General features: G+C 68.5%; 24 protein-coding genes. 6 read left to right on the forward strand and 18 right to left on the reverse strand.

The genetic code is table 11. The features are described 5' to 3' along the window. The first annotated feature begins 61 nt into the window (after positions 1–61). The gene (locus BSB02_RS26185) at positions 62–1270 is read left to right on the forward strand and encodes a cytochrome P450 (RefSeq protein WP_084962894.1); all 1209 of its coding nucleotides are present in this window, start codon (positions 62–64) and stop codon (positions 1268–1270) included. A 3-nt stretch (positions 1271–1273) separates the two neighbouring features. After that, on the forward strand, positions 1274–1468 hold the full coding sequence (locus BSB02_RS26190) for a ferredoxin (RefSeq protein WP_084962896.1): 195 nt from the start codon (positions 1274–1276) through the stop codon (positions 1466–1468). A 21-nt stretch (positions 1469–1489) separates the two neighbouring features. Here BSB02_RS26190 and BSB02_RS26195 read toward each other — a convergent pair whose 3' ends face one another. From BSB02_RS26195 to BSB02_RS26220, 6 genes are all read right to left on the reverse strand, one after another. Continuing rightward, a complete protein-coding gene (locus BSB02_RS26195; protein WP_084962897.1) occupies positions 1490–2635 on the reverse strand; it encodes an adenylyl-sulfate kinase in 1146 nt (381 codons plus the stop codon). 164 nt (positions 2636–2799) lie between these two features. Continuing rightward, positions 2800–3654: an ankyrin repeat domain-containing protein gene (locus BSB02_RS26200; protein WP_206184891.1), complete on the reverse strand. Its 855-nt coding sequence runs from the start codon at positions 3652–3654 to the stop codon at positions 2800–2802. Positions 3655–3857: 203 nt separating this feature from the next. Then, positions 3858–4394 carry a hypothetical protein gene (locus BSB02_RS26205; RefSeq protein ID WP_084962899.1) on the reverse strand — a complete coding sequence of 179 codons (537 nt, stop codon included), beginning with the start codon at positions 4392–4394 and terminating at the stop codon, positions 3858–3860. An 88-nt stretch (positions 4395–4482) separates the two neighbouring features. Next, positions 4483–5853, reverse strand: coding sequence for a Hint domain-containing protein (locus BSB02_RS26210; protein ID WP_084962901.1), 1371 nt, complete (start codon positions 5851–5853; stop codon positions 4483–4485). Between the two features lie 248 nt (positions 5854–6101). Further along, a complete protein-coding gene (locus BSB02_RS26215; RefSeq protein ID WP_084962903.1) occupies positions 6102–6443 on the reverse strand; it encodes a VOC family protein in 342 nt (113 codons plus the stop codon). A gap of 97 nt (positions 6444–6540) precedes the next feature. After that, the gene (locus tag BSB02_RS26220; RefSeq protein WP_084962905.1) at positions 6541–7119 is read right to left on the reverse strand and encodes a dihydrofolate reductase family protein; all 579 of its coding nucleotides are present in this window, start codon (positions 7117–7119) and stop codon (positions 6541–6543) included. Positions 7120–7402: 283 nt separating this feature from the next. On the opposite strand from BSB02_RS26220, the gene BSB02_RS26225 reads away from it, so the two are divergent. Further along, on the forward strand, positions 7403–8551 hold the full coding sequence (locus tag BSB02_RS26225; protein ID WP_084962907.1) for an aromatic ring-hydroxylating oxygenase subunit alpha: 1149 nt from the start codon (positions 7403–7405) through the stop codon (positions 8549–8551). Positions 8552–8657: 106 nt separating this feature from the next. Here BSB02_RS26225 and BSB02_RS26230 read toward each other — a convergent pair whose 3' ends face one another. Together BSB02_RS26230 and BSB02_RS26235 are read right to left on the reverse strand one after the other, a co-directional pair. Next, positions 8658–9212 carry a dihydrofolate reductase family protein gene (locus BSB02_RS26230; protein WP_084962909.1) on the reverse strand — a complete coding sequence of 185 codons (555 nt, stop codon included), beginning with the start codon at positions 9210–9212 and terminating at the stop codon, positions 8658–8660. Between the two features lie 170 nt (positions 9213–9382). Then, complete coding sequence (locus BSB02_RS26235; RefSeq protein ID WP_084962911.1) at positions 9383–10090, reverse strand: winged helix-turn-helix transcriptional regulator; 708 nt, start codon at positions 10088–10090, stop codon at positions 9383–9385. A 270-nt stretch (positions 10091–10360) separates the two neighbouring features. Between BSB02_RS26235 and BSB02_RS26240 the strand changes: the two genes are divergently transcribed. Continuing rightward, entirely contained in the window at positions 10361–11173 is an 813-nt protein-coding gene (locus BSB02_RS26240; protein ID WP_084962913.1) for an SDR family NAD(P)-dependent oxidoreductase, read from the forward strand. A gap of 125 nt (positions 11174–11298) precedes the next feature. Here BSB02_RS26240 and BSB02_RS26245 read toward each other — a convergent pair whose 3' ends face one another. Beyond that, positions 11299–12174: a helix-turn-helix transcriptional regulator gene (locus BSB02_RS26245; RefSeq protein WP_084962914.1), complete on the reverse strand. Its 876-nt coding sequence runs from the start codon at positions 12172–12174 to the stop codon at positions 11299–11301. A 105-nt stretch (positions 12175–12279) separates the two neighbouring features. Here BSB02_RS26245 and BSB02_RS26250 point away from each other — a divergent pair, with 105 nt between their 5' ends. Then, positions 12280–13797, forward strand: coding sequence for an MFS transporter (locus tag BSB02_RS26250; RefSeq protein ID WP_084962915.1), 1518 nt, complete (start codon positions 12280–12282; stop codon positions 13795–13797). Positions 13798–14098: 301 nt separating this feature from the next. Here the strand turns inward: BSB02_RS26250 and BSB02_RS26255 are convergent, their stop codons facing one another. After that, positions 14099–14659, reverse strand: a complete 561-nt coding sequence (locus BSB02_RS26255) for a DUF6461 domain-containing protein (RefSeq protein ID WP_084962917.1) — start codon at positions 14657–14659, stop codon at positions 14099–14101. Between the two features lie 36 nt (positions 14660–14695). Here BSB02_RS26255 and BSB02_RS26260 point away from each other — a divergent pair, with 36 nt between their 5' ends. Beyond that, entirely contained in the window at positions 14696–15058 is a 363-nt protein-coding gene (locus tag BSB02_RS26260; protein ID WP_084962919.1) for an alpha-L-rhamnosidase-related protein, read from the forward strand. Here the strand turns inward: BSB02_RS26260 and BSB02_RS26265 are convergent. The 8 genes from BSB02_RS26265 to BSB02_RS26300 form a co-directional block, all read right to left on the reverse strand. Beyond that, positions 15041–15541, reverse strand: coding sequence for a hypothetical protein (locus BSB02_RS26265; protein ID WP_084962921.1), 501 nt, complete (start codon positions 15539–15541; stop codon positions 15041–15043). The genes BSB02_RS26260 and BSB02_RS26265 overlap by 18 nt on opposite strands. A gap of 7 nt (positions 15542–15548) precedes the next feature. After that, positions 15549–16004 carry a hypothetical protein gene (locus tag BSB02_RS26270; protein ID WP_143591158.1) on the reverse strand — a complete coding sequence of 152 codons (456 nt, stop codon included), beginning with the start codon at positions 16002–16004 and terminating at the stop codon, positions 15549–15551. A gap of 659 nt (positions 16005–16663) precedes the next feature. Then, a complete protein-coding gene (locus BSB02_RS26275) occupies positions 16664–17923 on the reverse strand; it encodes a glycosyltransferase (protein ID WP_084962925.1) in 1260 nt (419 codons plus the stop codon). After that, positions 17920–18540, reverse strand: a complete 621-nt coding sequence (locus tag BSB02_RS26280) for a TetR/AcrR family transcriptional regulator (protein ID WP_084962927.1) — start codon at positions 18538–18540, stop codon at positions 17920–17922. The genes BSB02_RS26275 and BSB02_RS26280 overlap by 4 nt, the downstream gene beginning before the upstream one ends. Before the next feature lie 309 nt (positions 18541–18849). Next, the gene (locus BSB02_RS26285; RefSeq protein WP_084962929.1) at positions 18850–20289 is read right to left on the reverse strand and encodes a serine/threonine-protein kinase; all 1440 of its coding nucleotides are present in this window, start codon (positions 20287–20289) and stop codon (positions 18850–18852) included. Between the two features lie 16 nt (positions 20290–20305). Beyond that, positions 20306–22114: an N-6 DNA methylase gene (locus BSB02_RS26290; RefSeq protein WP_084962931.1), complete on the reverse strand. Its 1809-nt coding sequence runs from the start codon at positions 22112–22114 to the stop codon at positions 20306–20308. Next, positions 22115–22819, reverse strand: a complete 705-nt coding sequence (locus tag BSB02_RS26295; protein ID WP_206184892.1) for a M48 family metallopeptidase — start codon at positions 22817–22819, stop codon at positions 22115–22117. It abuts the gene before it with no gap. A gap of 19 nt (positions 22820–22838) precedes the next feature. After that, complete coding sequence (locus tag BSB02_RS26300) at positions 22839–26000, reverse strand: type I restriction endonuclease subunit R (RefSeq protein ID WP_084962933.1); 3162 nt, start codon at positions 25998–26000, stop codon at positions 22839–22841. Positions 26001–26074 lie beyond the last annotated feature (74 nt).

A 26074-nucleotide genomic window follows, 5' to 3' on the forward strand; every position in this document is an offset into this window, starting at 1 on the left:
CGCTCTCGACCCGCATCGACCTTCTCCCGCGAAACCTTCTCCCGCGAAACGAGGAACGGCCATGAGCGAATCCCTCCACACCCTCACGACCATGCCGGCGGAACGCAGGCGCGGCTGCCCCTTCGACCCGCCGGCCGAGCTGATCGAGGCCCGCGAGCACGGCCCGATCAGCCGCTACGTCTTCCCCGACGGGCACCAGGGCTGGCTGGTCAGCGGATACGACCTGGTCAGGGCGGTCCTGGCCGACCCGCGGTTCAGCTCGCGCAAGGAGCTCATGATCCATCACCCGACCATCGACTACTCCGGCATCGAGGTCCCTCCGGCGCCGCCCGGCGAGTTCCTCCTCATGGACGAGCCGCGGCACGGCCGCTACCGCAAGCCGCTGGTGGGCAAGTTCACCGTACGGCGGATGCGGCAGCTCACCGAGCGCGTCGAGCAGATCACCGCCGAGCACCTGGACGCCATGGAGAAGGCGGGCCCGCCGGTGGACCTGGTGACCGCGTTCGCCAAGCCCATCCCGGCCATCGTGATCTGCGAGCTGCTGGGCGTGCCGTACGAGGACCGGGGCCGGTTCCAGGAGCAGATCGACACCTTCCTCGGCGGGGAGGCAAGCGACGAGGAGCTGATCGCGGCCTACGTCGCGACCCAGAACTACCTCGCGGAGCTGGTGGCGGCCAAGCGCGCCAACCCCACCGACGACGTGCTCAGCGACCTCATGGACAGCGACCTGACCGATGAGGAGCTGCGCGGGATGGCCCTGATCCTGCTGTCGGCCGGGTTCGACACCACCGCGAACATGCTGGCGCTGGGCACCTTCGCGCTGCTGCGGAACCCGGCGCAGCTGGCCGCGCTGCGCGCCGATCCCACGATGATCGACCGGGCCGTGGAGGAGCTGCTGCGGTACCTGAGCGTCGCCAAGCAGTTCTACCGGGTCGCGCTGGAGGACGTCGAGCTGGGCGGCCAGACCATCAAGGCGGGCACGATGGTCATCCTGTCGCTCAACACCGCCAACCGCGACCCCGAGCGCTTCACCGACCCGCACGTGCTCGACCTCAACCGGCAGGAGGGCGGCCACCTGGCCTTCAGCCACGGCATCCACCAGTGCCTGGGCCAGCAGCTGGCCCGCGTCGAGATGCGGGTCGCCTTCCCCGCGCTGCTCAACCGCTTCCCCACGCTGCGCCTGGCCGTACCGGCTGACGAGGTCGTCCTGCGCCCGGAGAGCGCGGACATCTACGGGGTCAAGAGCCTCCCGGTCGCCTGGGACGTGTGACCGATGAGGATCAGTGTGGACGCGGGGCGCTGCATCGGCTCTGGCATGTGCGTGCTGACGGCGGGCGAGGTGTTCGACCAGAGCGAGGACGACGGCAAGGTGGTCGTCCTGCGGCCCGAGCCGCCCGCCGAGTCGTGGGAGGCGGTGCGCCGGGCCGTCGACCTCTGCCCCTCCGCGGCGCTCAAAGCGCTGGCGTGACCGGCTGCCGGGAGTACGGCTTCAGGCGAGGAGATTCGGCCAATCGCCGCTGCGAAGCCGTACCTCCGCGGCCACCTCTTGCGCCGACCGGCCATCGGTGTCGACACGCAGATCGCCCACCCCGGCCCGGTCGAGGGCCATGGCCTCGCGCGCCGCTCGTGCGGCCACACGGTCGAGGGCGTCCGGAGCCAGCCCTCTCAGCTCGTCGCCCGGTATGGCTGGCCCGTCTCCCCGGCCGCGCCGCGCGACACGCTCGGCCAGCGTCGCCGGCCCGGCGTGCAGACGACACACGGTCAGGGCCGCTCCGGGCAGCGACTCGGCATAGCCGGAGTCGGCCTCCCCGGAGACCACCAGGCACCGGGCGCCCATCGCGCAATATCCGGCCCAGACGGCCGCGAGGTTGCGCGCCTTGAGGCGATGGCCGTCCACGTCGTCGTCCGCGACGGGACGCAGCGCGCCGATCTGCTTCACATCGACGTAGGCGGCTCGCACGCCGGCCCGGTAGACCTGCGTGAAGATCTCGTAGCCGACCGTCGACTTCCCGACCGCCGTCGCCCCGCACAGCCACAGCACGGGGATCGGCGCCGCTTGTGGTGACGGCTGGCGGCTCCGCCCGGCACCCAACCGGTGGGACGTCGCGTGGGGGAGGACGCCCGGCCATGCTCCTGCTTGATCACAGACCAGCCGGGCCGCCTCAGCCACCGTCAAGCCGCCGGTATCCACGCACACGTCGGCGTAGCCGTTCCGGTCCAGGGCCTCCGCCTCGGCGATCGCCTCCTCCACCAGGTCCGGACGCCACCCTCGCGCCAGGAACCGTTCCTTGAGCTCGGCGCTGCCGACCCGCAGCCGGCACACCGTGAACGCGGCCTCGGGAAGCAGGGCGGTGTACTCGCGAACCTCCTCAGGGGTGTCGACAAAGCCCGCGAGGACCAGACACCGCATCCCTTCCTGCCGAAAGTGCGGCCACATCGCCGCCAGGTTCCGCGCCCGGAGGCGATGCGTCATGCCCTCCGGCAGGGGGTGACACAGGCCGATCTGGTCGGCGTCGACGAACGCCGCCTTGACACCACGACGGCTCAGCTGCGCGAACACCTCCCAGCCGATCGAGGACTTCCCGACACCCGACGGCCCCGACAGCCACAGCACAGGCACGCGAAGGTCGCTCATCCGCGCGACACTAGCGGGCTCCCGGCGAGGCGAGCGAGTGGATTTCGCCGTGCGAACCCTCGCCGTCGGCGCGCTACGCCTGACCGGCGCCGGCGCCGGCGACGTCGCCCGAGCCGTACGCCGCATCTCCCGCATCTCCCGCAGCGATCACAGCGATGCCGAAGTCAGTGCCAGTAGTCGCGTTCCGGCAGGCGTAGCCAGGCGTCGGGCGGTCCGGTGATCGCGCGGGCGTCGGTCAGCCGCAGCCCCGCATAGGCGCAGGAGTAGGCCACCGCGTTGCACCGGTAGAGGTAGGACAAGAGCACCTCCATCGGCTCGTCGTCCTCCCACGGGCGTCCGCCGGGATGCAGGTCCCAGCCGACGATCTCGCCGTCGCGGACGATGCTGCCCTGGTCGCCGCTCTTGGGGTTGACATTCAGGCCGTAGCAGACGGTGCCCGCCGACAGGCGCCTGGTGACGCCGGGTGTCATGGGCATGTACCCCCAGGGCTGGGTGACGACGCAGCCGCCGGGGACGTCGGTGACGCCGACGAAGGCCATGCATGCGGCGTCGAAGGGATCGATCTCGTCGAGGAACTCCTCGGGATCGACGGCCTCGACCGTGGCCTCCAGCCGCCGCGCCGCCTCGGCCGTGCCGATGCCGGCGACACACGCCAGCCCCATGCCGGGGTAGTACAGCTCACCCAGCGCCGCGGTCAGCCGCCGGGCCTCCGCCACCGCGGCGGCCTCCTCATCCCTCAGGCCGCTCACCCCGGCGGGGCGGTCGAACAGGTCCGGTTCGGGACCGGCCAGGCTGAGGCGACCGGGCGACCAGCCGCTCATCATCGGCCGCCACGGGTCGGCCCCGGCGGCCACCAGCGCGCGGGCGTTGTCGTGGCGGCCCTCGTACACGGCGACCCAGAGCGCGGTGCAGCCGTCGTACTCCTCGTCGACGTCCACCACGAGCCCGGCCAGTTCCGCCACTTCCTCGGGCGAGCCGTCCTCGGCCGCCGCATGTAACCGCTCGACGTCGTCATCCATGCTCGCAACTCTCTCAGAGAACCAGGCCGCCGCATCCACCGGCATCGTCGCCGCGCCTGCCGTACGAGCCAGTCCGCGAAGAAGTGACCGCCCGAGTTCGGCTCGGGCGATCATGGAGCGAAGTGTGTCCGAAAGGCGCCACTGCCCACCGGCCGGATGGCCGCGAACCGGCCGGCCTGTGTGGACGGATTCATGGAGGAGCGCTACGCAGGACCCCCATGAGGCTCGCGTGAGGTCCCGTACGTCCCCCACCTGCCGTCCGGGCAGGTCTCCGTTGCCATCCGGGCCTTTTGGACGACGGAGCAGCCGCACAGACCGCAATGAGTGCGCTCGTCGCCGAAGCGGGTCATCCAGGACGGCAGGCCGGGGGGAGGCGGACCCAGGTGCTCGCAAGTCAGGCAGGCCTGCCGCCGCTGTCGGAAGACCTCATCCGGCGCCTGGGCGAAGCCGCTTGCCGCCCATCTGGCCACGGCCTTGCCGGCGCGGGCCAGCAGAACGGCCGTCGAGTGTTCCCCGGCCGCGCCGGCGGGTGTGCGGCCGGTTGCCGGTACGGCCGTCAGGACCAGGTCGAGCATCTGCGGATCGTGCCGGCATGCCGCGAGGTGGTGCAGGGTCGCCGGGTCGTTGGCGATCCTGTCCAGGATCGCGTCGGTGATGCGGTCGGCAGGAAGGCCCAGGCGGTCGGCGATGGCCTGCCGGCTCGCCTCGATCTCCTCCGCCTCGGAAGCTTGACCGTGCATGTCCTCTCCGATCTGTGGTCCGATCTGTGGTCGGCATGGAGGGGTCCCGGCGCGTGCGGGCCGGGACCTGGTGGGAGGGCGGTCGGTGTCAGGCGGGCATGCCCGCCAGGGTCACGGCGGACCGGTAGAGGGCCAGCCGCCGGGCCGCCGGGCGTCCGCCGGGTTCGCCCACCTGCTTGCCCACGGCGTTGAGGAAGGTCTCCACTTGCGCGATTCCCTGCTCGGTCATGGTTCCGTACTGCTCACCGAACCAGGCCTGGCGCATCACGTCGCGAACCGCGATGTAGTCGGTCCTGTCCGGCGAGTCGCCGCCGGTGTGGCACGCGACCTGATGGGCGAGGACCAGCGCCAGACCCGCGAGCCCCAGGTTGTGGTCCAGGACGAGGCCGCCCTGCAGCGAGACGTGCTTGTCGCCCCTGGCGGTCCAGGCGTAGGCGTTGGTGTCGTCGCTGGTCCAGTCCACGTGGAAGGTGATGTCCGGGTAGTGCAGCCGGTACTGCTGGATGAGGTACTTGACGGTCTCCCGGGTGAGCGGGTCGCCGAGCCCCCGTTTCGCGGAGCCCTTCCCCGCCTGGCCTTCGGCCCGGCTCACGAAACCGCGCGCGTCGTCCGGGATCTGCGGTGCCGTCGCACCCAGCGGCGTGAACGCGCTCAGGAGATCGGACACCTGCTGGGCGCCCTGGCTGACGGTGCGCGTGACGGCCCCGAGCCCGAGCCGGTCCGCGGCCTGCCGTACCTGGTCCGGCACCTGGAGGCAGGCCGTACCGAACCGCTGGAGGTATTCCACCGACCCCACGATCGGCAGCTGGAAGTTCCGCCCGATGTCGGCTTCGCCGACCTTGTCGCCGCGCTGGCCCAGCAGTTGTACGGCGTAGTCGGCGCTGACGACGCCGTTGGTGTTGAGCAGGTGCCCGCCCAGGTCGGCGCCGGGCGGCTCCTTGGAGGTGGCGACCACGTGGTGGATGCCGCCGGTGTAGCCGCCGATGTGCACCCCTGTGACCGGCACCGGCTCGCCCGTTGGCGAGACCAGCCGATCCTGGGTGGTCAGCCGGTCCGCCCGCCGCAGCTGGGGCGTGTCACCGGCCAGGAGAAACAGGTGATCGCAGGTGACCACGATGCCGGTGTCGGCGTAGGTGACCATGACCATGAAGTCCTGCTCCTGGCCGGGTGCGGTCCCGCCGCTGTAGACCACGGGGCGGCTGGACCACTGCAGGTCCTTGCCGGCCGCCATGATCTCGTCGCCGACGGCGAAGGACTCGATGGCCTTGAGCGAGCCACGGCCGTCCTGCACCAGGGTGCCGAACGCCAGGCAGGAACACGCGCAGATACACGGGCCGAACCGGTCGTGGCTGTACACGAGCCCGCTGGACAGGGACTGGCAGGATTCGTTGATCTCTGGACCGGCATTGCCGCAGTGTGCCTGGTCGCACCACCGCAGCCCGATGGCATCGAATGACATGGCGTGGGATGACTCCTTCCGGGAGCACGCCATCGCACGACGATGGCGTGCCGAACGATGCGGACGCTGCCGCGTCGTTATCCCCAGCCGCCGCCCAGGACATCACTATGCGTGTCTATAGATAGGCTCAATGTGGCGAAACAGGGTGGTGCCTCCGCCCCGCCGTACGGCCGAGGCCTGTAGCGCATGCCCGCAGGAGTGCCCATACAGCGCCCGCTCGCGGCGCGGCAGCCGGCGTCCGAAGTGCGTCACCCCGGGCCGCCGCCGAAGCTGATCTCGTTGCCGTCCGCGTCCCGGTAGATCACCTTGGTCACGCCGTTGCCGTACCTCTCGCGCTCGGCGGGCTCGATGCCCCTCCGGGCGATCTCGGCGACCCGGTCGTCCAGGTCGTCGACGAACGACAGCACCAGGGCGTTTCCCGCCCGTTCCGGCTCCTGCACGATGTAGACGTAGCGGTGCTCGGCCACCTCCCACACCGCCTCGGTGTCGTGCGGCAGGAACGAGGGCGGCCCCCCGAAGATCCGCTCGTACCATGGCAACGCCGCGGCGTAGTCGGTGACGGGGATGCCGGCATAGAGGTCCAGCGTCATGTGTCCTCCGTGTGCAGTCGATATGTCGAGCACTGATCCCTGCGGAACCTCATCGGCCGGGCCCAGGATCTCAGGCATGCCCAGGAAGGACAGGGACTCAGGCGTGCAAGGTGGGCCGGTAGATGAGCTCCTGGATGTTGCCGTCGAGCGTCCGGGTCTCGAGCAGCTCCAGGTCGAAGTCGGCCGCTCCCTGGAAGACCGGGTCCATCCCGGTCTGGCCGGTGATCACCGGGAAGAGCGTCACCTGGACGCGGTCGACCAGGCCGGCGGCCATCAGCGCCCGGTTCATCGCCAGGCTGCCGTGCGAGCGCAGCGGTACCTTCGACTCCTCCTTGAGCCGGGCGACGACGTCGACGGCGTCGCCGCTGACGACGGTCGCGTCCGGCCAGTCGACCGGGCCGTCCAGCGTGGTGGAGACCACCGTGGCCGGCAGGTTCCGCATCCGGGTGACCCACGGGTCGTGCAGCTCGGAGTCCTCGCTGGCCGAGGCCAGCATCTGCGTCATGCCCCGGAACGTGTTGGCGCCGAAGACCATCCGCTGCTCCTCGCTGTACAGGGCGAGGCGGCGGTCGAGAAGCTCGGGGCCCTGCTTGCCCCAGTAGCCGGTCCAGTCGCCGCCCGCCGCGCCGAAGCCATCCAGGCTGGAGAAGACGTCGAAGGTGTAGGTGACGGTCATGACGGGCCCCTTGGGTGCGTTTGATCGCGTGTCAGAGCTACAGACTCGCAACGACGGCGAAACTCATCACCGGGGAATTCCGGGGTCCGGCTGGAATCTTGGGGGTCTGGCCGGAATCCCGGGGATCCGGCCGTGGGCCAGGTCGCCGATCGAGCGCTCGGGAGTCTTGAATCCCGGCCAAAAGGATCATTAGCCTGAATGCGGTCAACACAGGACTTCTGTGCTGTCTCACGGGGTGGCCGCCCGGACACCCGTCCGCTTGGTGTCATGCTTCGGAGGTACGGTGGCACCGGATTCGATCCCCGCAATCGACCACATCTCTGCCGGATACCACCCGGACCCCGCGCTGTCGATGTCGTTGCACGCCGACGCCTACACCGATCCGAGGTGGTTCGACGTCGACCAGCGGGCGATCTTCGCGCGTACGTGGCAGTGGCTGTGCCATGTGGAGAAACTGCGGGAGCCGGGAAGCTATGTGACGGGCACGGTGGCCGGCATGCCGATCGTCGCCGTCCGGGACGAGGCCGGCACGTTGCGGGCGTTCTACAACGTGTGCAAGCACCGGGCGCACGAACTCCTGTCCGGTTCCGGCGTCCGCCGTAGCATCGTGTGCCCCTACCACGCCTGGAACTTCGACCTGACCGGCCGGTTGAGGCGGGCGCGCAACACCGACGGCATGCCGGGCTTCGACACCTCCGCGGTGTGCCTGGACCAGATCCAGGTCACCGAGTTCGGCGGCATGGTCTACGTCAACCTCGACCCCGAGGCGGCTCCCCTGTCGGAGCAGGCCGGGGGTCTCGAAGCGGAGATCGAGGCGCGGGCGCCGGACGTGGCCAAGCTGACCCTCGCCAGCCGGCTCACCTACGACATCGCCTCCAACTGGAAGAACGTCGTCGACAACTTCCTGGAGTGCTACCACTGCCACGTGGCCCACAAGGACTTCGTGTCCCTGGTCGACATGAGCACCTACAAGGTCACCACGTACGGGATCTACTCCAGCCACATGGCCCAGGCCGGCAAGACGGAGAACTCCGCCTACGACGTGTCCGGCGCGACGGTCACCGAGCACGCGGTCTGGTGGCTGTGGCCCAACACCTGCCTGCTGCGCTATCCCGGCCGGGGGAACTTCATGGTGCTGCAGATCATCCCTGACGGCCCGGAACGCACTCGCGAGATCTGGGACTTCTATCTGGAGACCGCCGAGCCCAACGAGGCCGAGCTGGACGGCATCCGGTACATCGACGAGGTTCTCCAGGCGGAGGACATCGCCTTGGTGGAGAGCGTCCAGCGCGGGATGCGCACTCCTGCCTTCACCCAGGGAAAGATCGTTTATGATCCCGACGGGTCCGGGTTGTCGGAGCACGCGGTCCATCATTTCCACGGCCTCGTCCTGGACGCCTACCGGCGCGAGTTCGAACGATCCCGCATGTGATGCGGCTTGAACCGCGCCGGGTGCGATAAAGGCTCGAGTGTGGCTGGAGGTCGCCGATCACTGGGCGCCTCGTGGGGGCGCCCGCGCGAGGTCCGCTCCTGGCCGGTCAGGGCCGTACGTAGCGCCGGAACATGATGCCCGAGGCCAAGGACCGGTGCTCGACCAGCCGCAGCCGCAGTATTTCTCTCACGGGCAGGTACGGCTTGCCGCCCCCGACGATCACGGGGAACGCGTACACCCAGAACTCGTCGATCAGGTCCAGCAGGGAGACGGCCAGCTCGGGGCCGCCGAGCTGGAGGGTGCCGTCGATCTCCCGCTTGAGGCGCGTCACCACGGACACGGCGTCCTTGCGACGGACGATCGTGAGCCCTTCGGGGACGGTCCGGAGGGTGTCGGAGAAGACATACCGCGGCGTCTCCTTGTAGAGCTGGGCGAACTCCCGCTCGAGGGCCGGGGCGCCTTCCTTGCCGAGGTCCTGCGTCCAGGGCTTCTCCATCGCCTCATACAGTCGCCGCCCGAACAGGAACGCCGCGGTCCGGCGGACATGGTCGTTCGCCTCCTGCCGGAAGTCCTCGGCCGGGTCCATGAAGTCCATGCCACCGCCGGAATCCTCGATGTAGCCGTCGATCGAGGTGTTCATCCAGTAGATGACCTTGCCCATGAACTCCTCCTCGGTCGTAGCGGTCGTCCAGACTGGAGACCCGATGGAGCGCCGGAACTCATCGCCGGAAGGGCGCTTTTCTGGGTGGATCGGGGTCGTTGGGGTACCCGGGCCGGGCATGCCGGTGGCCTCGGCTGCCTGAGCCCGCGGCGATCATCGGTGTCCGTAAGTCACCCGGTGGCGGGCCGGCCGACGTCCAAAGCGCTTTGGGAGGTACTCGTCTGATCGCCGGAGGGCCACGGGTCGGCGACCGCGTGGAGCAGCCGGCCGATGGCCGACAGATCTCCTACGACGGCGACCCTGCCGTCGGCGCATGCGGGTGCGAGTGCGGCTGGATCGGCCAGCAGGGCGCTGAGCGTCTTGGGGTCTGTACGGAGTGAGACGTCTGCCGTTGCGGGTTCACCGGGCTGCACCTGTACCCGTCCGGACGCCAGGCGGACCGTCCAAACCCGGCCGTCGAGCTCGAGACGGCAAGTCGTGGGCGGTGCCGCCGGGTCGGGGCGAGCGGCACGTCGCAGGAAGATCAGCACGGAGGTGGCGCTGAGCGCGGTCGGCGGCGGGGGTTGCGGCGCGTCGATCCCCCAGTCGCCCAGCGCCAGCAGTATCGGTTCCAGCTTCCGGCCCCATTCGGTCAGTTCGTAGACCCGCGGGCCTTCCGTCGGTGCCGGTCTACGACGGATCACTCCGTTGTGCTCGAGTTCTCGGAGTCGGTCCGCAAGCAGGTTCGAGCTGACGTGGGGCAGAGCACGCCGCAGCTCCGAGAAGCGTTGAGGCGCCAAGAGCAGCTCGCGGACGACCAGCAGGGCCCATCGCTCCCCGACGACGTCGAGGGCCCGGGCGATCCCACATGAGTCCCGATAGCTACGGCTGGTTGGCATGGCCACCCTCCTATCCAGTCCGATCCTAAACCAGGATTGCTTATGGTTGTTTTTTACAACCGACTGTGGTTACTGTTGATTCGCGTGGCCGTACCGGGCCCAGGACGGTCGAGATCACTGGGCCCCTCTGGCGACCCTCGGCGGCATCAGCGCGGGGGATTCCTCGAGAGGGAGCAGGATGATGCAGCCGAGTACTCAGCCGGCAGCGCCACGGTGTGACCACCGAGCCCGCGTCATCATCCGAAGAATCAATCGCCCTGGAGGGCACACATGAGTGGATCGCTGCTCGAAGACAAGAACGCTGTGATCTATGGCGGCGGGGGCGCTATCGGCGGCGCTATCGCACGGGTATTCGCCCGGGAAGGCGCGAGGGTCTTCATCGCCGGCCGGACGCGGGAAAAGCTCGACACCGTGGCGCGTGATATCGCCGCCATGGGCGGAAGGGTCGAGACCGCGCAAGTTGACGTTTTCGATCAGCAGGCGGTCGAAAAGCACGCCGATGCGATCGCGGCGACGGCCGGCGGCATCGACATCGCCCTCAACGCCGTGAGTGTCATGCACGACCAGGGGACTTCGCTGGTGGACCTCTCGCTGGAGGAGTTCATGCGGCCGATCGACGGTTTTCTGCGGACGCTGTTCATCACAAGCAAGGCCGTGGCACGGCACATGGGCCGCGAGCGTCCCGGCGTCATCCTGACGTTGTCCGAGCCGGGTTCCAAGCTGGCCATAGGCGGCATCCTGGGGCACGCCGTGAGCGCGGCCGGCAAAGAGGCCTTCTCGCGGATCCTGGCCGCGGAGCTGGCACCCGGCAACATCCGGGTCATCGGCATCCGTCCACACGCCGCCGTCGACGCGCCGGCAGCGGGTTCCTACACCAAGGACCTCTTCAAGCAAACCGCGGCAGCGGCCGGGCAGTCGGTCCAGGAACTGCTCGAAGTCGGGGGGCTGGCGCAGGGGACGCTTCTCAAAAGGCTGCCCACGCTCTCTGAGATAGCGGAGACGGCCGCGTTCCTGGCTTCAGATCGAGCCGGAGCCATGACCGGAACAATCGCCAATCTGTCCGGCGGCGCGCTCGTCGACTGAGCTTCGGCTTTGAGGCGTAGACGGAGGTGAAGAAGAGATCGCCAACGCCCTCGTGTTCTCGGGAAGCGCTCAGCGGGGACCGAGCCCGCGGTCAAAGCGTTGGCGATGCGATTGGAGTCAGGCGGCTATTCAGCGCTTTCCCGCGGACTGTGGGCCTGCTCCTCGCCGACCTGGTGGGCCAGGATTCGCAGCGCGTCGGCGGAGCTCGGGTCGTTCGGGGTGTAGATCTCAAGCCGGTGGTCGGGGCTGTCGGGTTGGAGCCACACCTGGTAGTCGACGCTCACGGCTCCGACGGTGGGGTGTTGCAGGTGCATGGTGCCGACGGTGCAGTCGGCGACGTCGCCCGCCGCCCACAGCGTCGCGAAGTCGTCGCTGCGCATCGTGAGCTCACCGATGAGCTCGGCCAGGCGAGCGTCCGTGGGGTATCGGCCTGCGGTGAGCCGCAGGAAGGCGACGTGGATCCGGGCGAGCTCGTGCCAGTTGCGGTGCAGATCGCGGGTGAGGGGGTCGAGGAAGAACATCCGTGGAATGGACGGGCGCCGCGCCGGATCCTGCGGCGCGTCGAAAGCGATGTGTTCGGCCTTGAGCGCGTGTCCGGTGAGGTTCCACGCGAGCACGTCGCCACGCCGGCCGAGCACGACGGCGGGTACGGCCTCGCCGAGGCTTTCCAGGAGCGCGAGGACTCGTGGATGAGGTTGTTCCTGGCGCGGTTCGGACAAGCGGGGCATGGCGGGTTGCCGAGCGAGGTTGTGCAGGTGGACGGTCTCAACCGGATCGAGCCGGAGCGCTCGGGCGAGCGCGTCGAGAACCTGCCGGGACGCGGTCTCCGCCTGGCCTTGCTCCAGGCGCGTGTAGTAGCCAGCACTCACTCCGGCGAGGTGCGCGAGCTCTTCACGCCGTAGACCCGGCACGCGGCGGGAAGTGCCGTAGGTGCGCAGGCCGACCTCGGCAGGCGTCACCCGGTCACGACGACTCTTCAGGAATGCCCCCAGGCTCTCCATGAGATCGAGCCTAGGGTCCTCCACCTCACAAGTGGGTGTACCTGTCGGGTGTACCCACGACACGGGGATGGTTGCCGCCGGGCGCGGTCCCGCACCGTCGAGGACATGATTCGACAGCGTGCGCATCACTCACCCGGCTTGCGGGCCTGGTTCGGCCTCCTGGTGATCCTTTGCCCGGTGCTCCTGGTGTCCATGGACGGCTCGATCCTGTTCCTGGCGATGCCCCGGATCAGCCAGGCTCTCACGCCGACAGCCGACCAGGCTCTGTGGATCCTCGACGTCTACGGGTTCGCCGTCGGATCCTTGCTGGTCGCGTTCGGCAACCTCGGCGATCGGTACGGCCGGCTGAAGCTGCTGATGATCGGCGCCGCCGTCTTCGGAGTGGGATCCGCGGCCGCGGCGTTCGCGCCGAGCCCGGAGCTGCTCATCGCATTCCGCGCCCTTATGGGAGTGGCCGGCGCGACCCTCCTGCCGTCGGCGCTGGCGGTGGTGAGCGAACTGTTCCCCGACCCGCGCCGCCGTGCTCAGGCCATCGGCATCTTCGCCGCCGCGTTCGCCGCTGGATTCGCGATCGGCCCGATCGTCGGCGGCGCTTTGCTGCGGCAGTTCTGGTGGGGGGCGGTCTTCCTGATCAACCTTCCCGTCATCGCCTTGTTCCTGCTGCTCGCGCCCGTCCTCCTCCGTGAGGTGCGCGCCACTCGGCCCGGCCGCGTCGACACGCCGAGCGTCGTGCTCTCCGCCGGCGGCCTGCTGCTCACGATCTACGGAATCAAGCACGCCGCCGCAGAAGGCTTGGCGGTTGTCCCGCTGGCGGTAGGGATCGCCGGCGTCTGCCTTCTGGCGTGGTTCGCTCGCCGCCAGCGGAGCCTCGAACACCCGTTGATCGAGTTCTCCCTGTTCCGCGACCGCGTCTTCACGATCGCGATCATCACCGGCCTGCTGCCATTGGCAGCGTGGTCGGCAGTCGCCTACCTGGCCGGAATCTACCTCCAGTCCGTTCTTGACCTACCGGTCCTGCACGCGGCGTTCCTGGCGCTGCCCGGGGCGGCGGTTCTCACGACCACGTGCGTCATCACGCCGACAGTGGCCGGTCGCATCGGCAAGAGGACAGCCCTCATCGTCTGCCACTTCTGCATCGCCGCCGGTCTCCTGCTGTTGCTGCCGACCGGTGTCTCGGGCGGGGTCGGCTGGTACATCGCCTCGACGGCGATCGCCGGCGTCGGTTACGGCATCTCGTTCAGCGTCGTCGCCGATACGGCTGTCGCCGCAGTGCCCACGGAACGAGCGGGATCGGCGAGCGCGATCGCCGAGACCAGCAATGAGATCGGTAACGCCCTCGGCATCGCGCTGCTGGGCTCACTCGCCGCCCTGGTGTTCCGCCTCCAGGGGCCGGATCTGGCCCCCACCCTCGACGAAACCCTCCAGCTCCCCGGCCTCGCGCCGGCAGTCGCTGGGGATGCGAAGGCAGCCTTCGTCACCGGCCTGCACATCGCCGCAGCGGTCGCCGCCCTGCTGCATGCCGCGCTCGGCATCCTGGCCCTGCGCCGGCTCCCCAGACTGGATCTCAGTTCTGACACGCCTCCTGTGCCGATGGCGGACCGAGCAGAAGGCAGGGCTCGGTGACTCACGCCAACACGCCTCTGCCGGTCGAGACCCGAGGCGTCAACAACCTCCGGCGATTCACGCCCGCAGGGATGCTGCCGGCGGTCACAGTGCGATCTTCGGTCCAGCGATACGGCTGGGCCGCGGCCGGTACCGCGATGCCCGGGAAATCCGGACGTCGCTGATCAGCTGGCACTGCGCAGGGGAACAGGGCGTGTCCAAAGGGCGGAACCTCTACCTTGAGCGGTCACCGCCTCATCAGGCTCCATGACGAAAAGCTCGCCCCGGGGCACCCGCCTGGGAACGAGCTCTTCATGGGGTATCAGGCTGTGTCAAGGTGATCGGTGGATCCGATCAGAGCCGGACTGGCCAAATGGGCGGAAGACAGATGGACGCCCGTAGCGCGTTCGGCGAGGGCCAGGGCGCTGGAGACGGGATCGTCGGGAAAGCCGAGCTGGTTGCCGTCGATGTCCATGCCAAGGTCCTCGACATCCGACTGGAGCCGGTCGGGGTCGGCCCCTTCCCGAAGGGAATAGGCGTACAAGCTGAACGTGGTGATCTGCCGGCCGTCGACGCAGTAGGTGAAGCCGTCGTTCTTGATGTTCACGTACACCGAGGCCGCGACGGTGCCCACTGACAGCAGACGGGCTTTGTCGTAGACGGTTCTCGCCCAGCCGTATTCGATCAGGACAGTTCCGCCGTCGGCCGCGTAGGCTGCGACGCCCTGTCCCGACTCGCTCAAAGAGCCGGGGGTCACGTGGATCCGCCGCAGAGCTTCCCGAGGGGACAGGTCCCGCACGAAGCCGGCGCAGAGCCAGGTCTCTTCGGCGTCGCTGAACTCCCCGCGGAGCCATTCATAGGTCGCTGCCGTGGCGCCGTCCATTCCTCTACCTCCCGCGGAAGCCGTATCGCGGCGATCATGACAGGAGGGTCCGACAACTTCGCGGGAATCCCTCTCATACCGCCCGCGCTCACCAGGACCGGCCACCTGGAGGAGGCCTACCTGATGCTGATGGAGACCGGCTGCCCGAGCTTCCTCCACCCGGTGACCATGGGCGCGCCCACGATCTGGGAGCGCTGGGACGCCGTGCGTCCCGACTCCACCGGCATAACGTCGCTCAACCACTACGCCCTCGACGTGACCGTCCCCGAGGGCACTCACACCCTGGTCGAACTGCCCGACGGCCGGACTGCCAGGTCACCGGCGGCAGCCACTCCTTCGGCTGCGCACTGCCCGGGAAGCCGGGCCCCCGCGAGCCGTACACTATGGACACTCCGCTGAAGACACCCGCCAGCGCAGCAGGCTGATGGCTGCGGCGGCAGCAAGGGCGAGCCGTACGGCATTGCCTATCTCCCACAGCACGATCGCAGTCCGCACATCGGACAGGGCCGCTGCCGGATCGCGGAACGTCGGATTGACGGCGTGGACCAGGATCCCGGTGCCGGCCGCGGCGATCGTGATCAGGACAGCGGTGGACTGCACGCCACGTCGAGAACTCCCGGGATCCCGGCGGACGCGGATGACCAACGTCCAGGCGAGCGCGAGCAGAGCCAGTCCGGCAGGTAAGAAGTAGAGCACGGGACTCCCCGGCTCGAATTCGCCGGGGAGTGACCCGGGAGGCAGGCGCCACATCCATGGCATCACCACGATCGCCTCGTAGAGGTTGCCGAAGCCCCACCAGGCGATCAGCACGAGTATCGCGCTTGCATGCAGGCGATACCGGGCAGTCGGGGCGATGGCGGCGGGCTGGTGCATCGAATCCATGAATTCATCATGCAGTGAACTTCCGGTGCAAGTCGTGGCGCTTCGCTCGCACCTTGCCGGCCACCCAGGCGGCCACGGCGACGGCCAGGCCCGAGCCCAGGCCGATCGCCATGGCGATCATGATCGTGTATCCATGAAGCGCGAGGTCCTGGAGAGCGGGGCTGAAGTTCCCGGCGAAGCCGACTGCTCCGGCAGGGGGCCGATTTCCGTACCCCGCGTCGGCGTTCCACAACGCGTGGTGGACGACGGCCAGTGACAACCCGTACAGCGAGCCGAGGACCAGGAAATCCATGATCGGCTTCCTGGTCTCGCGAAGCACCGCCACCGCCAGCCACGCGGCGAACGGGGCCAGCGCGAGGAAGTAGTACAGCAGGCCGCTCTCCGGCGGGACGATGTCCAGGTCGGCGAGGATGGTTCGCGGCAGTCCGATGGCGACCAGCGTGAGCAGCAACCACGCAGGCATGTCTGTGAATCGTGCCGACAGGTGCGCCTTCGGCGGCGTCGGGATGGCTTTGTCGAGGGTCCTCACGGTCTTCTCCTTCCGGCGATATGGCCAGCTTGGTCGTCAGTCCTCGACAGGGCGTCGGCTCAGGGGAGGCGGCCTTCCTACGGCTTGGGAGGTATTCGGCGCTTTCGGGGGTACTCCCGAGCCTGATGCTGGACATGGGCATGGCGCCTGCGCTTCTCATGGTTGGGCGGGCACTCGATCGACCAAGGAGCCGAACCCCGCGACAGCGCGAGGTCGGATCTAGGCGATTCCCGTTGGTGAAATACGTTCCTTACAGCTCAGTTCCTCCCTCACCCCTGGAGGAACCCCGGCCGCGCCCGCTGCCAGCGCGACGCCACCGAGCCGAGTGACAGGTAGCCGCGTGAACGGCGGGCGTGGAAGAACACGGGCAGGCCACTGCCGCTCATCGGCGGCGGGCGGCGCGGCGAAGTCGGATCATCTGGGGACGCCCTCTCCTTCTCAGAGAATATGAAAGGCAGGCATGGGGCGAGAAGAATCCTCGCCCCCGGCTTTTGCGGCCGATATCCCTCAATATCATCGAGTCCGATTCGCGGGCAAGAATTCTTGACGCCCTTCATACGGCCTTTCGGCGAGCAACCGGTGATATCGAGGGGTCACACGAGGCTCTCCAGGATCTTGACGGCGGTGCGCACACCATCGTCGGCGCGGACGAGACCGCCGAGGATGGTCGCCTTCTCGGCCATGGCGTGGTCGGTGGCGGCGAGCTTGATGGCGCTGGCCAAGCCCTCTGGGGTGAGGTGGCGTTGCGGCATAGGTGCTGGGGCGACGCCCGTGGCGTGCATACGCGCCGCCCAGAAGGGCTGGTCGGCGACGAACGGCACGACCACCTGCGGGCGCCCGGCCGCCAGCGCGGCCCCGGTGGTGCCGCTGCCTCCGTGGTGGACGATCGCGGCCATGCGCGGGAACAGCCAGTCGTGTGGCGCCTGCTCCAACAGGAACACGTCACCCGACAGGTCGCCGACTCGCATGCCACCCCATCCGGCGGCCAGCACGGCCCGCACGCCGGCCAGGCGGACGGCTTCGGTGACGATGCGCCCGATCCGCTCGGGATCGGTGCCCGCCATGCTGCCGAACCCGACGTAGACCGGGGCGGGCCCGTCGGCCAGGAAGGCGGCCAGCTCGTCGGAGGGAGCCCAGCCGGGGGCAGCGGGCAGGTACCAGAAACCGGTGGTGTGGACGGTGGCCGGATAGTCGAGGCCGGGCGGCAGAACATGACGGCTGAACGCCTGCAACACAGTGGACGGGCCTCCTCCGGGCGCACGCATGACGTCGTGGCGGCCTCGGCGTTTCGCCAAGTCCAGCGTGTCCCGCAACTGGTCGGCCACCCCGGCGAAGCTGCGCAGCAGCATCTTGATCGGCAGGTAGCTGGCGCGGTTGAGCGCGCGCGGCAGCCGTACCGGAAGCATGGGGTTGGGGAAGGTCGCGGTGGGCACCCACACCGGCTGCATGGCAGCGGGTACGGCGGGCACGCCGAGCTTCTCGGCGATGTGGTGCGCAGGGATGCCCGGCGGGTGCACGATCAGGTCGGCACCCAGGTCGACCGCCCGGATCATGTCGGCGAAGACCTGGCCCATCAGGGGCTTGGTGCGCCGCATGACCTGCAGGGCGATCTTCTTGCCGCGCAGCCCTCGATAGTTGGTCTCGATCGCCTGGCGGATCTCGGGATCGTCGATGAGCTTGTTCGGGCCGTCGTCGAGAGGGAGGAACGGCATACCGTACGGCTCGGCGAGCGAAGCGGACGCGGCGGGCGCGCCCAACACGGCCTCGTGCCCGGCTTCCATGAGGGCGTAGGCGAGCGCTGCGTAGGGCTGGACGTCGCCGCGGGTGCCGTGGGTGAGGATGACGACCTTCATCCGAGGTCCTTTCTGACGGTGTTCCAGGCGTCCAGCACGCGGTCGTCGGCGAACACGCCGCGCGTGAAGATCTCGATGGCGGCGCGGGAGAAGCGCAGGGTCGCGCCGGTCTCGGCCAGGTCGTCCACGCCGAAGGCGCGCGACAGATGGGCGTGCAGCATCACCGGGGCGAGCAGCCATGTCACGTAGACGGCGGCGCGGGCGTGCGGATCCTCACTGGGCTGGATCCAGCCTTCTTCCGCGCCGTGACCCAGCCACCTCTCGGAGGCGGCCACCATCTCGTCGAACAGCGTGCCCGCCTCCGGGGAGTCGTCGAGGAAGGCCCGGGCCAGGTAGCGGCGCGCCGGTGCGGCGGCTTCGAGCATCGAGCCGAGCCGGGCGGTGTCGCCGAGATCGGCGGGCCGGCCGTCGCCGCGCAGTATCTCCAGCAGGTAGGCGTCGCAGGCCTTGCGTAGGCCGTCCTTCGAGCCGAAGTGGTGCAGCACCAGGGCGGGGGAGACGCCTGCTCGGGCGGCGATGGCGCGCACGCTGACCCGGTTGACACCTTCGCGACCGAACAGGTCTATCGCGGCGTCGCGGATGCGGGCCCGGGCGGTGAGATCCGACTCTGAACGCATGAATAGCATGCTAAACAAATGTTCAGCGCTTAGCCATGGGCATGCCGTCAAGGATGCGTACGGGACGCAAAGTATGAGGGGATGCTTCCGGGTGGCTCGGGGAGGTCGACAAGAGGTTCGACTCGCCCAGTCAGGACGATCAGGAGACGGCCGTCTTCTACGTCGGCCTCCTGGCGGAGCGGAGGCGTGCTCGGCGAGCCGTACACCAGGCAGTTGCACGGCAAGCTCCGGGAAACTCCGCTTTCGCCCGTTTCGAGGCGGGAGGCACGACCCCCACGCAACTCCATCAACTAAGGATCAGTGATCAGCTCAGCATGAGGCGAGCAGTTGCCGGACTCGTTCAGTCGCAGCATGGTCGGCGCCGTGGGTTCGCTCCAGGTCGGACAGCAGCGCCGTGAGAGTCCGTCTGGCCCGGTCCAGAAGACCCGCATCCCGTTCCAGCTCGCCGATCTGCCGCCTAAGCTCCAGCGCCTGAGGTTCGTCCTCCGCGGCGCAGTCTGCCAGCAGCTCGTTCATGAGGTGCAGCGCCGACTCAGTGTCGCCAAGGTGCACATGACAGGCGGCCTCTTGGAGCCGGTAGTGAAACGCCTGCTCAGAGTCGGCTGCTGCGGCCAGGTTCCGGTACTCGTGGGCGGCCCGGGAGTAGTCGCCCGCCGTCAGCCAGACCTCGGCGAGCTGTTCCCGCAATGCCAGCTCTTCGGGAGCGTGCGCAACCGCCTCCTCCAGTAAAGCGGCGGCTTCGCCGTACCGAGATTCCCGGACTAGCGATTGCGCCTCCCGCCGGGCTCGCCGGACATCTCCGTGACTGAAGTCCTGCCGTGCCACCGACGTCCTGGAACTCGGGACAGAGACCCCAGCGAAGATCGTCCGGCTCAGTGCCCGAGAGTAGAGCGTCAACGGGCTCACTCCACCCCTGGTCATGTCTCCCAGAGGGCCGATGCCCGACAGGTACGGCATGAGCCGCTCATGCACCTCGCGTGCGCTGGCCGGCCGGTCCGCAGGATCCTTCTCCACCATCGCCATCAGCAGCTCGTCCAGGCTCTTGGGCACGTCCGGCCGATGCCGCCCGGCCGGGGTGGCCGGAGTCCGCACGTGCTGGCTCATGACGCTGTACTCGCTTGGCCCGCTGAACAGCGGATAGCCGGTGAGCAGCTCATAGAGCACGCAGCCCAGGGAGTAGATGTCGCTGCGGGCACTGGGCGGCTCGCATTCGACCTGCTCGGGCGACATGTAGGCCGCGGTGCCGAGTTGCTGGCCGGTACGGGTGACCTTGGTCAGCTCCGCCTCCCGCATGAAGGCCAGCCCGAAGTCCAGGACGCGGATCGAGCCATCGGGGCAGAGCATGAGGTTGGACGGCTTCAGATCCCGGTGCAGGATGTGCTGCTCGTGGGCGGCTTCCAGAACCGCCGCGATCTGGGCGCCGATCGAGGCCACCCAGCCGATGGAGAGCGGGGCATGCTCGGCGATGACGTCATGCAGGCCATGACCGTGGATGAACTGCATGATCATGTAGTGGCGGCCGTCGGTGGACCCGAAATCGTAGAGGGTGGGAACACCGGGATGCGACAACATGGACAACGCCCTGGCTTCCCGGCGAAAGCGTTTGTCCAGTTCCGCGTCCGGGAGCCGGACGAACTTGATCGCCACTCGGCGGCCGAGCATCGTGTCCTCGGCGCCCCAGACCTCTCCCATGCCCCCGCGGCCCAGATGGATCGGGTCGAACTGGTAGCGACCAAGGAAGAGGGTCACCGCGCCTCCAGGGAGATCACTCGGGAGCAAGGCTCCCGTCGAGAAGCCCGTCGATCCCGGCAGCGACAAGATTATCGCTGATCTCCCGCAGCTCCCTGGTGGCGTCTTCGAAGGCGAGTAGCTGCCTGAACGCCTCGCCGTACCTGCGTTGCTCCTCGATCGGCAGCCGTGGCAGCTGCGCTCGCCGTGGGTCCAGCCGTACGGCGGAGCCGGATCGGGCACCGGTGGCGCCGCCGGCGCGCAGGCAGCCGGCCAGGAAGTGGGGGTCGAGCCGCTCGGGGTCGGTCCGGAAGAGCAGGAGCTGGGGTCCCAGTACGGCTCCCGCCCGGCTCATCACCCGCGGCACGGCACCGCTGCTCAAGAGGACGGGCGCCACAATGTCACCTGCCTCAATGCGGACCAGGCCCGGCGCATCGCCGGTCCGGCCGCTCGGCGCCCGGTTGAGCAGGAGGTCCTTCGCGGTCAGCACGGGCTGGTCGCCCTCGTCGGCGAGCTTGAGAGGCCCCTGCATGACGGTGACGACCCCGGCGCGTGCCAGTTCACCGATGTTGGTCATCGCCAGATCCCGGCGGGGGGCCGACGTCAGCCGGGGGAGTGTCAACGTCTCCAGCATCGACGACAGGCGATCGCTCATCACGGCAAAGCCGGATGAGGGTTCTTGCGCGGCCACCCGATGGCTCGTCGTCAGATCGACCTCGTCGTCGAGCAGGTCGATGATGCGTACCGCCCGGCTGTTCGCCGGCAGTTCGTCACCGGTGCCGAAGGCCCGCCACGCCTCCTCGGCCAGCGCCAGATCCTCGCTCGCGTTGACCATCAGCACTTGGGACGGCAGCTCGTCGCCCGGTTCGGGCTTGCGAAGCACCCACAGGTCCGGCGCTCCGCTGGAGGCGGGAGCCGCACCGGGGAAGAGGCTGATGATCGCGCGAAGCACACCTGCGCGCAGCAGGTTCGCCCGCACCCGGCGGCCCGGGCGTCGCGTGGCCGCCACAGCCGGCATCATGATCACTACGAGGCCGCCGGGCCGGACGTGCGCCAGACAGTGCTGCACCCAGGCCAGTTCCGATTCGCCACGCGGCGGCAGGCCGAACTCCCAGCGCGGATCGCTGGCCAGCTCGTCGTACCCCCAGGCCCGCTCATTGAAGGGCGGGTTGCACACCACCGCGTCGGTCTGCACGCCCGCAAAGGCGTCGGCACGCAGCGAGTCACCCGCTTCGATCCGCGCCCGGTAGCCATGGAGCCGGAGCCGGATACTCGTCAGTCTGGCGGCGTTCTCGTTCAGCTCCTGGCCGAACACCTGGCTGCCTTCGGACTCCAGCAGCACGGTGCCGATCCCGCACGCCGGGTCGAGAACCGTGCCACCGGAGGTCGCGCCGATTCTGGCCATGAGCCTGGCCACCTCGGGTGGTGTGGCCAGCAGGCGCCGGGAGTGCAGGTCGACGTAGCGTTCACAGATCCCGTCGAAGGCGGCGACGGCGCCTTCGGTCCGTCCGACTTCCTGAATCTCCTTGACCAGAGCCTTGTCCAGGCTGGTCTTCTCGCCCAGCAGGACCGCGCCGGCATCGGCCACCACTTCACCCAGGCGCAGATCGTCGGTGCTGCTGCGGAGCCGTTGCCAGAGCCGTTCCCGGGGCGCGACCTCGACGTACCGGTCGTGTTTGCGCAGCCACTGCTCCACCTCGGCAAGGGAGAAAGCCGGGCTGGTGGCGGTGCCGCCCACCGGCTGGGGGAAGTCGCTGAACCGCTTGCGCCAGTTGCTCACCGCCGCCCGGCCGACGTCGGCAAGCCGCGCGATGTCGGCGGCGTTGACCAGGACGTCGTCTCGCATCTATCGCCCTTCCTCCGGCAACCACAGGTCATCCCCCGTACGGCGAAGCCGCTCCCGATACTCCTCGTGGCCCGGCAGGGCCTGCTCGACGACCCGCCAGAACTCGGCGCCGTGGTCGGGACGCTTGAGATGCGCCAGCTCATGCACGAGCACGTAGTCGATCAGACTCGGCGGAAGCTGCATGGTCGCCCAGTGGATGTTGACCTGACCATCCCGTGAGCACGAACCCCAGCGGTAGCCCAGCGGACGCACCCGCAGCCCGGTCAGCTCCACGCCCATGCGAGCCGCCCACGGCCGGATCCGCCGGGTGAGCCAGGGCCGGCCGACCCGGCGGTACCAGCCCACCAGCTCCTTGGCGCCACCGCCTTCCGGCAGCTCCAAGCGGCCCCGGACCAGCCGGACCTCACCCGCGGGCACGATGCGGAGCCGGTAGGAGCGGCCCAGATAGCGGAAGCCTTCGCCGGTGACGAACTGCTTGTCCGGCGGAGCCTCACCCAGCTCCCGCTTCTCGGCGAGCTTGCCGTACAGCCAGGATCGTTTGGCCTCCACCAGCTTGGCCAGCTCGGCGGTGGAGATCTGCGGCGGCACGACGGCGGTGACCGAGGCGTCCCGCTCGACGGTGAGGCGAACGCTCTTGCGGCGATCACTCACCGAGACGGCGACCTCCAGGTCGCCGACCCGCAGGACTCCGGGGAAATCACTCACGGTCACCAGCATGCCAGGCTCACGCTTTGGGGATGGTCGCGAGGTTGTTCTTGACGACGTCCCGTGCCTTGTCCGCGACGAGCCCCAGGTGTTCGAGATCGCCGAGGTCCCTCATCACGAGGATTTCGAAGATCTGGCTGCGGAAGTCGGCGACGTCGGAGCGCTTGCTCCAGAAGTCGCGGCGATGGATGGTCCGGCTCGCCAACGCCACGATCTCCCGGGCGGCGTTGACGAAACGCTCCTCGTGGATGTCCTCCTCCGAGGTGGCCAGCTCCTGTAGGAGCAGACCGTAGATCGCGTACTCGGCCGGGCTGAAGTTGTGCGGGTTGTCCCGCCGGTCCTCCACCACGTCGGCCATCAGGTTCTTGAAGGCCAGCAGCTGGGCGTCCCAGTCGTCCTTCAGCTCGGTCAGGATCTGCTCCAGGCGCTCGCTGAGGAGCTGGTAGCGGGCCGGGTCCTGGCCGGCGTGGACGGTGATGTGGTGCCGGAGGGCGTGCTCCATCTCCGAGGCCTTGGCCCGCGAGCCGCCGGTCATCGCCTCCACCTTGGCGGCGAAGTTGGCGGCGGTCAGCGCGATCGGCGGGAGCTGCTGCTCGATGCCGAGCGAGGTCACGTGCTCGTCGATGAGCAGCTTGATCTTCTGACCGTAGGCGCCCGGGTCGAACTCGCCGCCGTCGACACGGTAGCGCCGGTTCGCGGTCAGCTTGATCACCGAGAACCGCTTGACGTCTTCCAGGTACGGCGTCGCCGCCGGATCGGGCAAGACGGTGTTGATGGTCCGGGCGAACCGGGCGAGCTCCACGTTGAACCTGTCCCGCAGCTGCGGGTCGGCCAGCTCCTGCACACAGCTTTCGACGTCCGTGTGGTCCCGGAACATCATCCGCAGCCGCTGCCGCTGCGGTTCGAGCTTGGCGATCTCCGTCTTGAGGTCGCGCAGCGCGCCGGCCACGTCATCACTCTCTCCGGCCTCGAACTCCTCGTCGGCGTAGATCCGCAGCGCCTCCACGAGGTTCTGCGCCACGCCGCGATAGTCGACCACATACCCGTACGGCTTGCCGTCCGCGGTCCGGTTCACCCGCGCGACCGCCTGGAGCAGGTCGTGCATCTCCAGCTTGCGGTCGAGGTACATGACCTGCTCGATCGGCGCGTCGAAGCCGGTGAGCAGCATCGACTTGACGATGACGAAGGCGATGTCGTTCTCGTCGAAGGGCCGGGTGAAGCCGTCGATCCGCAGCTTCTGCTTGGCCTCGTCGGTCCATTCCGCGTAGCGGTCCTCGTGCTCGGAGTCCCCCTTGGAGATCACCGGCACGAAGTCCATCCGCTTGATGAGATCGAGCTGCCTGTGGGCCTTGACGAGCTGCGCCTGCCGCGGCTTGAGCTCATCCAGGTTGCGGGTGAGCAGCTGCGGCGGTAGCTTCTCGAGGTCGCGCACCAGCTCGTCGCGGGCCTCCATGAGCGCTTCCCGATAGCGCACGGTGGTCTCCCGGTCATATGCGACCACCTGCGCCTTGAAACCCTCGGGCAGCACCTTGTCCACGTAGTGCCGGAGCATGTGCTTGGCCTTGACGTCGACCAGTTTCTGCGCCGCCGAGACGTTCCCCTTGGTCGCCCAGCGCCGCTGGAGCTGCTGGCGTTCCTCGTCGGTCAGGTCCTCGAACTCCTCTTCGAAGAGCGCGTCCATGTCCTGGCCGTTCTGGAGCGCGCCCTTGACCTTGAAACCCTCGTAGAGGATCGGCACGATCACGCCGTCCTCCTCGGCCTCGCGCAGCCGGTAGGTGTCGATGAAGGAGCCGAACAGCTCGACGCTGGTCTTGCGCAGGCCCTTCTTGGTCATGATCGGCGTGCCGGTGAAGCCGATCCGGGCCGCGTTCGGCAGCGCCTGCCGGAGGTTGGCGCCCAGCGTGGCGGTGTGCGAACGGTGCACCTCGTCGATCAGCACGACGATGGACTCGTCGGTGTTGACCTCGCCCATGTCGTACCTGTCCACGGGCGCGCCGTTCTGGTTCTTCTGGATCATCACGAAGACCAGACCTGGGCCCTTGCGGCCGAGCAGGGTCTTGGCCCGGGCGCTGCTCTTGGCGATGTCCAGCTTCTCGTTGCTCAGCTGCATCGTCTCGCTGAGCTGGTCCTGCAGCTGGGTTCGGTCGGTGACCACCACGACCTTGTAGTGCGCCAGCTCCGGGATCGAGCGCAGCCGCCGGACCAGGAAGGTCATGGTCAGGCTCTTGCCCGAGCCTTGGGTGTGCCAGATGATGCCGCCCTTGTGGCCGGGCTTGCCGTGCAGGAGGCGGTCGACGGTCCGCTCCACCGCGCGGAACTGCTGGTAGCGCGGTGCCACCTTGACCGTGACGCCTTCGTCGGTGGTCATGAAGGTGACGAAGTTGTGGATGACGGTGAGCAGGTTGGCGGGCTCCAGCACGCCTGTGACGAGGATCTCCTGCCTGCTCAGCTGCTCCTCGTCCTTGCCGAGGTCGCCGGCGAGCTGCGCCTTGGTCAGCGGATAGGGGTCGCGCCAGGGCACGTAGTGCTCCAGCCTGGCGGTGAAGGTGCCCAGCTTGGCGTCCTCGCCGCTGGTGACCACGGTGAGCTGCACAGGGTGGAAGAGCTTGGGGTTTCCGGTACGGCTGTCGCAGTAGCGGCGGATCTGGTTGACCGCGACGTTCAGACTGCTTTCGGTGGTCTTCTTGCACTCGATGACGACCAGGGGGATGCCGTTCACGAAGAGGACGACATCGGGGACGATCTGCTGCTTGCCGCCGGTGCCGGGGATGTCGACGCGGAACTGGTTGATCGCGGTGAACTCGTTGTTGCCCGGGTTCCGCCAGTCGATGTAGTGGACGGTCCGCGACTTGCCGCTCGTGGGGTCCTCGATCGGGATGCCGTTGATCAGCAGCTCGGTGACCTGCTTGTTGGCTTCCAGCAGGTTGGCCGCCGGTACGCGGGTCAGCGCGTTGAACGCCTGGTTCGCCCGCCGGTCGTCCAGCCAGTCGCCGTTGATCCGCTCAAGCGCGTCCCTGAGCTTGTCCTCCAGGATCACCTCGTCGAAGGACCGCCGTGCTGACATCCTCGGAAACAGCGGGACCACGGCCCCGTGCTCGGCACCCGTGAGATGCTGCCAGCCCATGCTCTTGAGCTGCTCGATCAGTGGCCGTTCGACCAGTGTGTACTCGTAGTCGGTCACCGGCCGACTCCCCTCGGTAAGTCCTCGAACAACGTCATCCCCCGACGAATCGCCTCATCGCGGGGCGGCGCGTC

Origin of the sequence: Thermoactinospora rubra, assembly GCF_002093975.1 — a bacterium.
In the GTDB taxonomy this organism is placed as follows: Bacteria; Actinomycetota; Actinomycetes; order Streptosporangiales; family Streptosporangiaceae; genus Nonomuraea; species Nonomuraea rubra_A.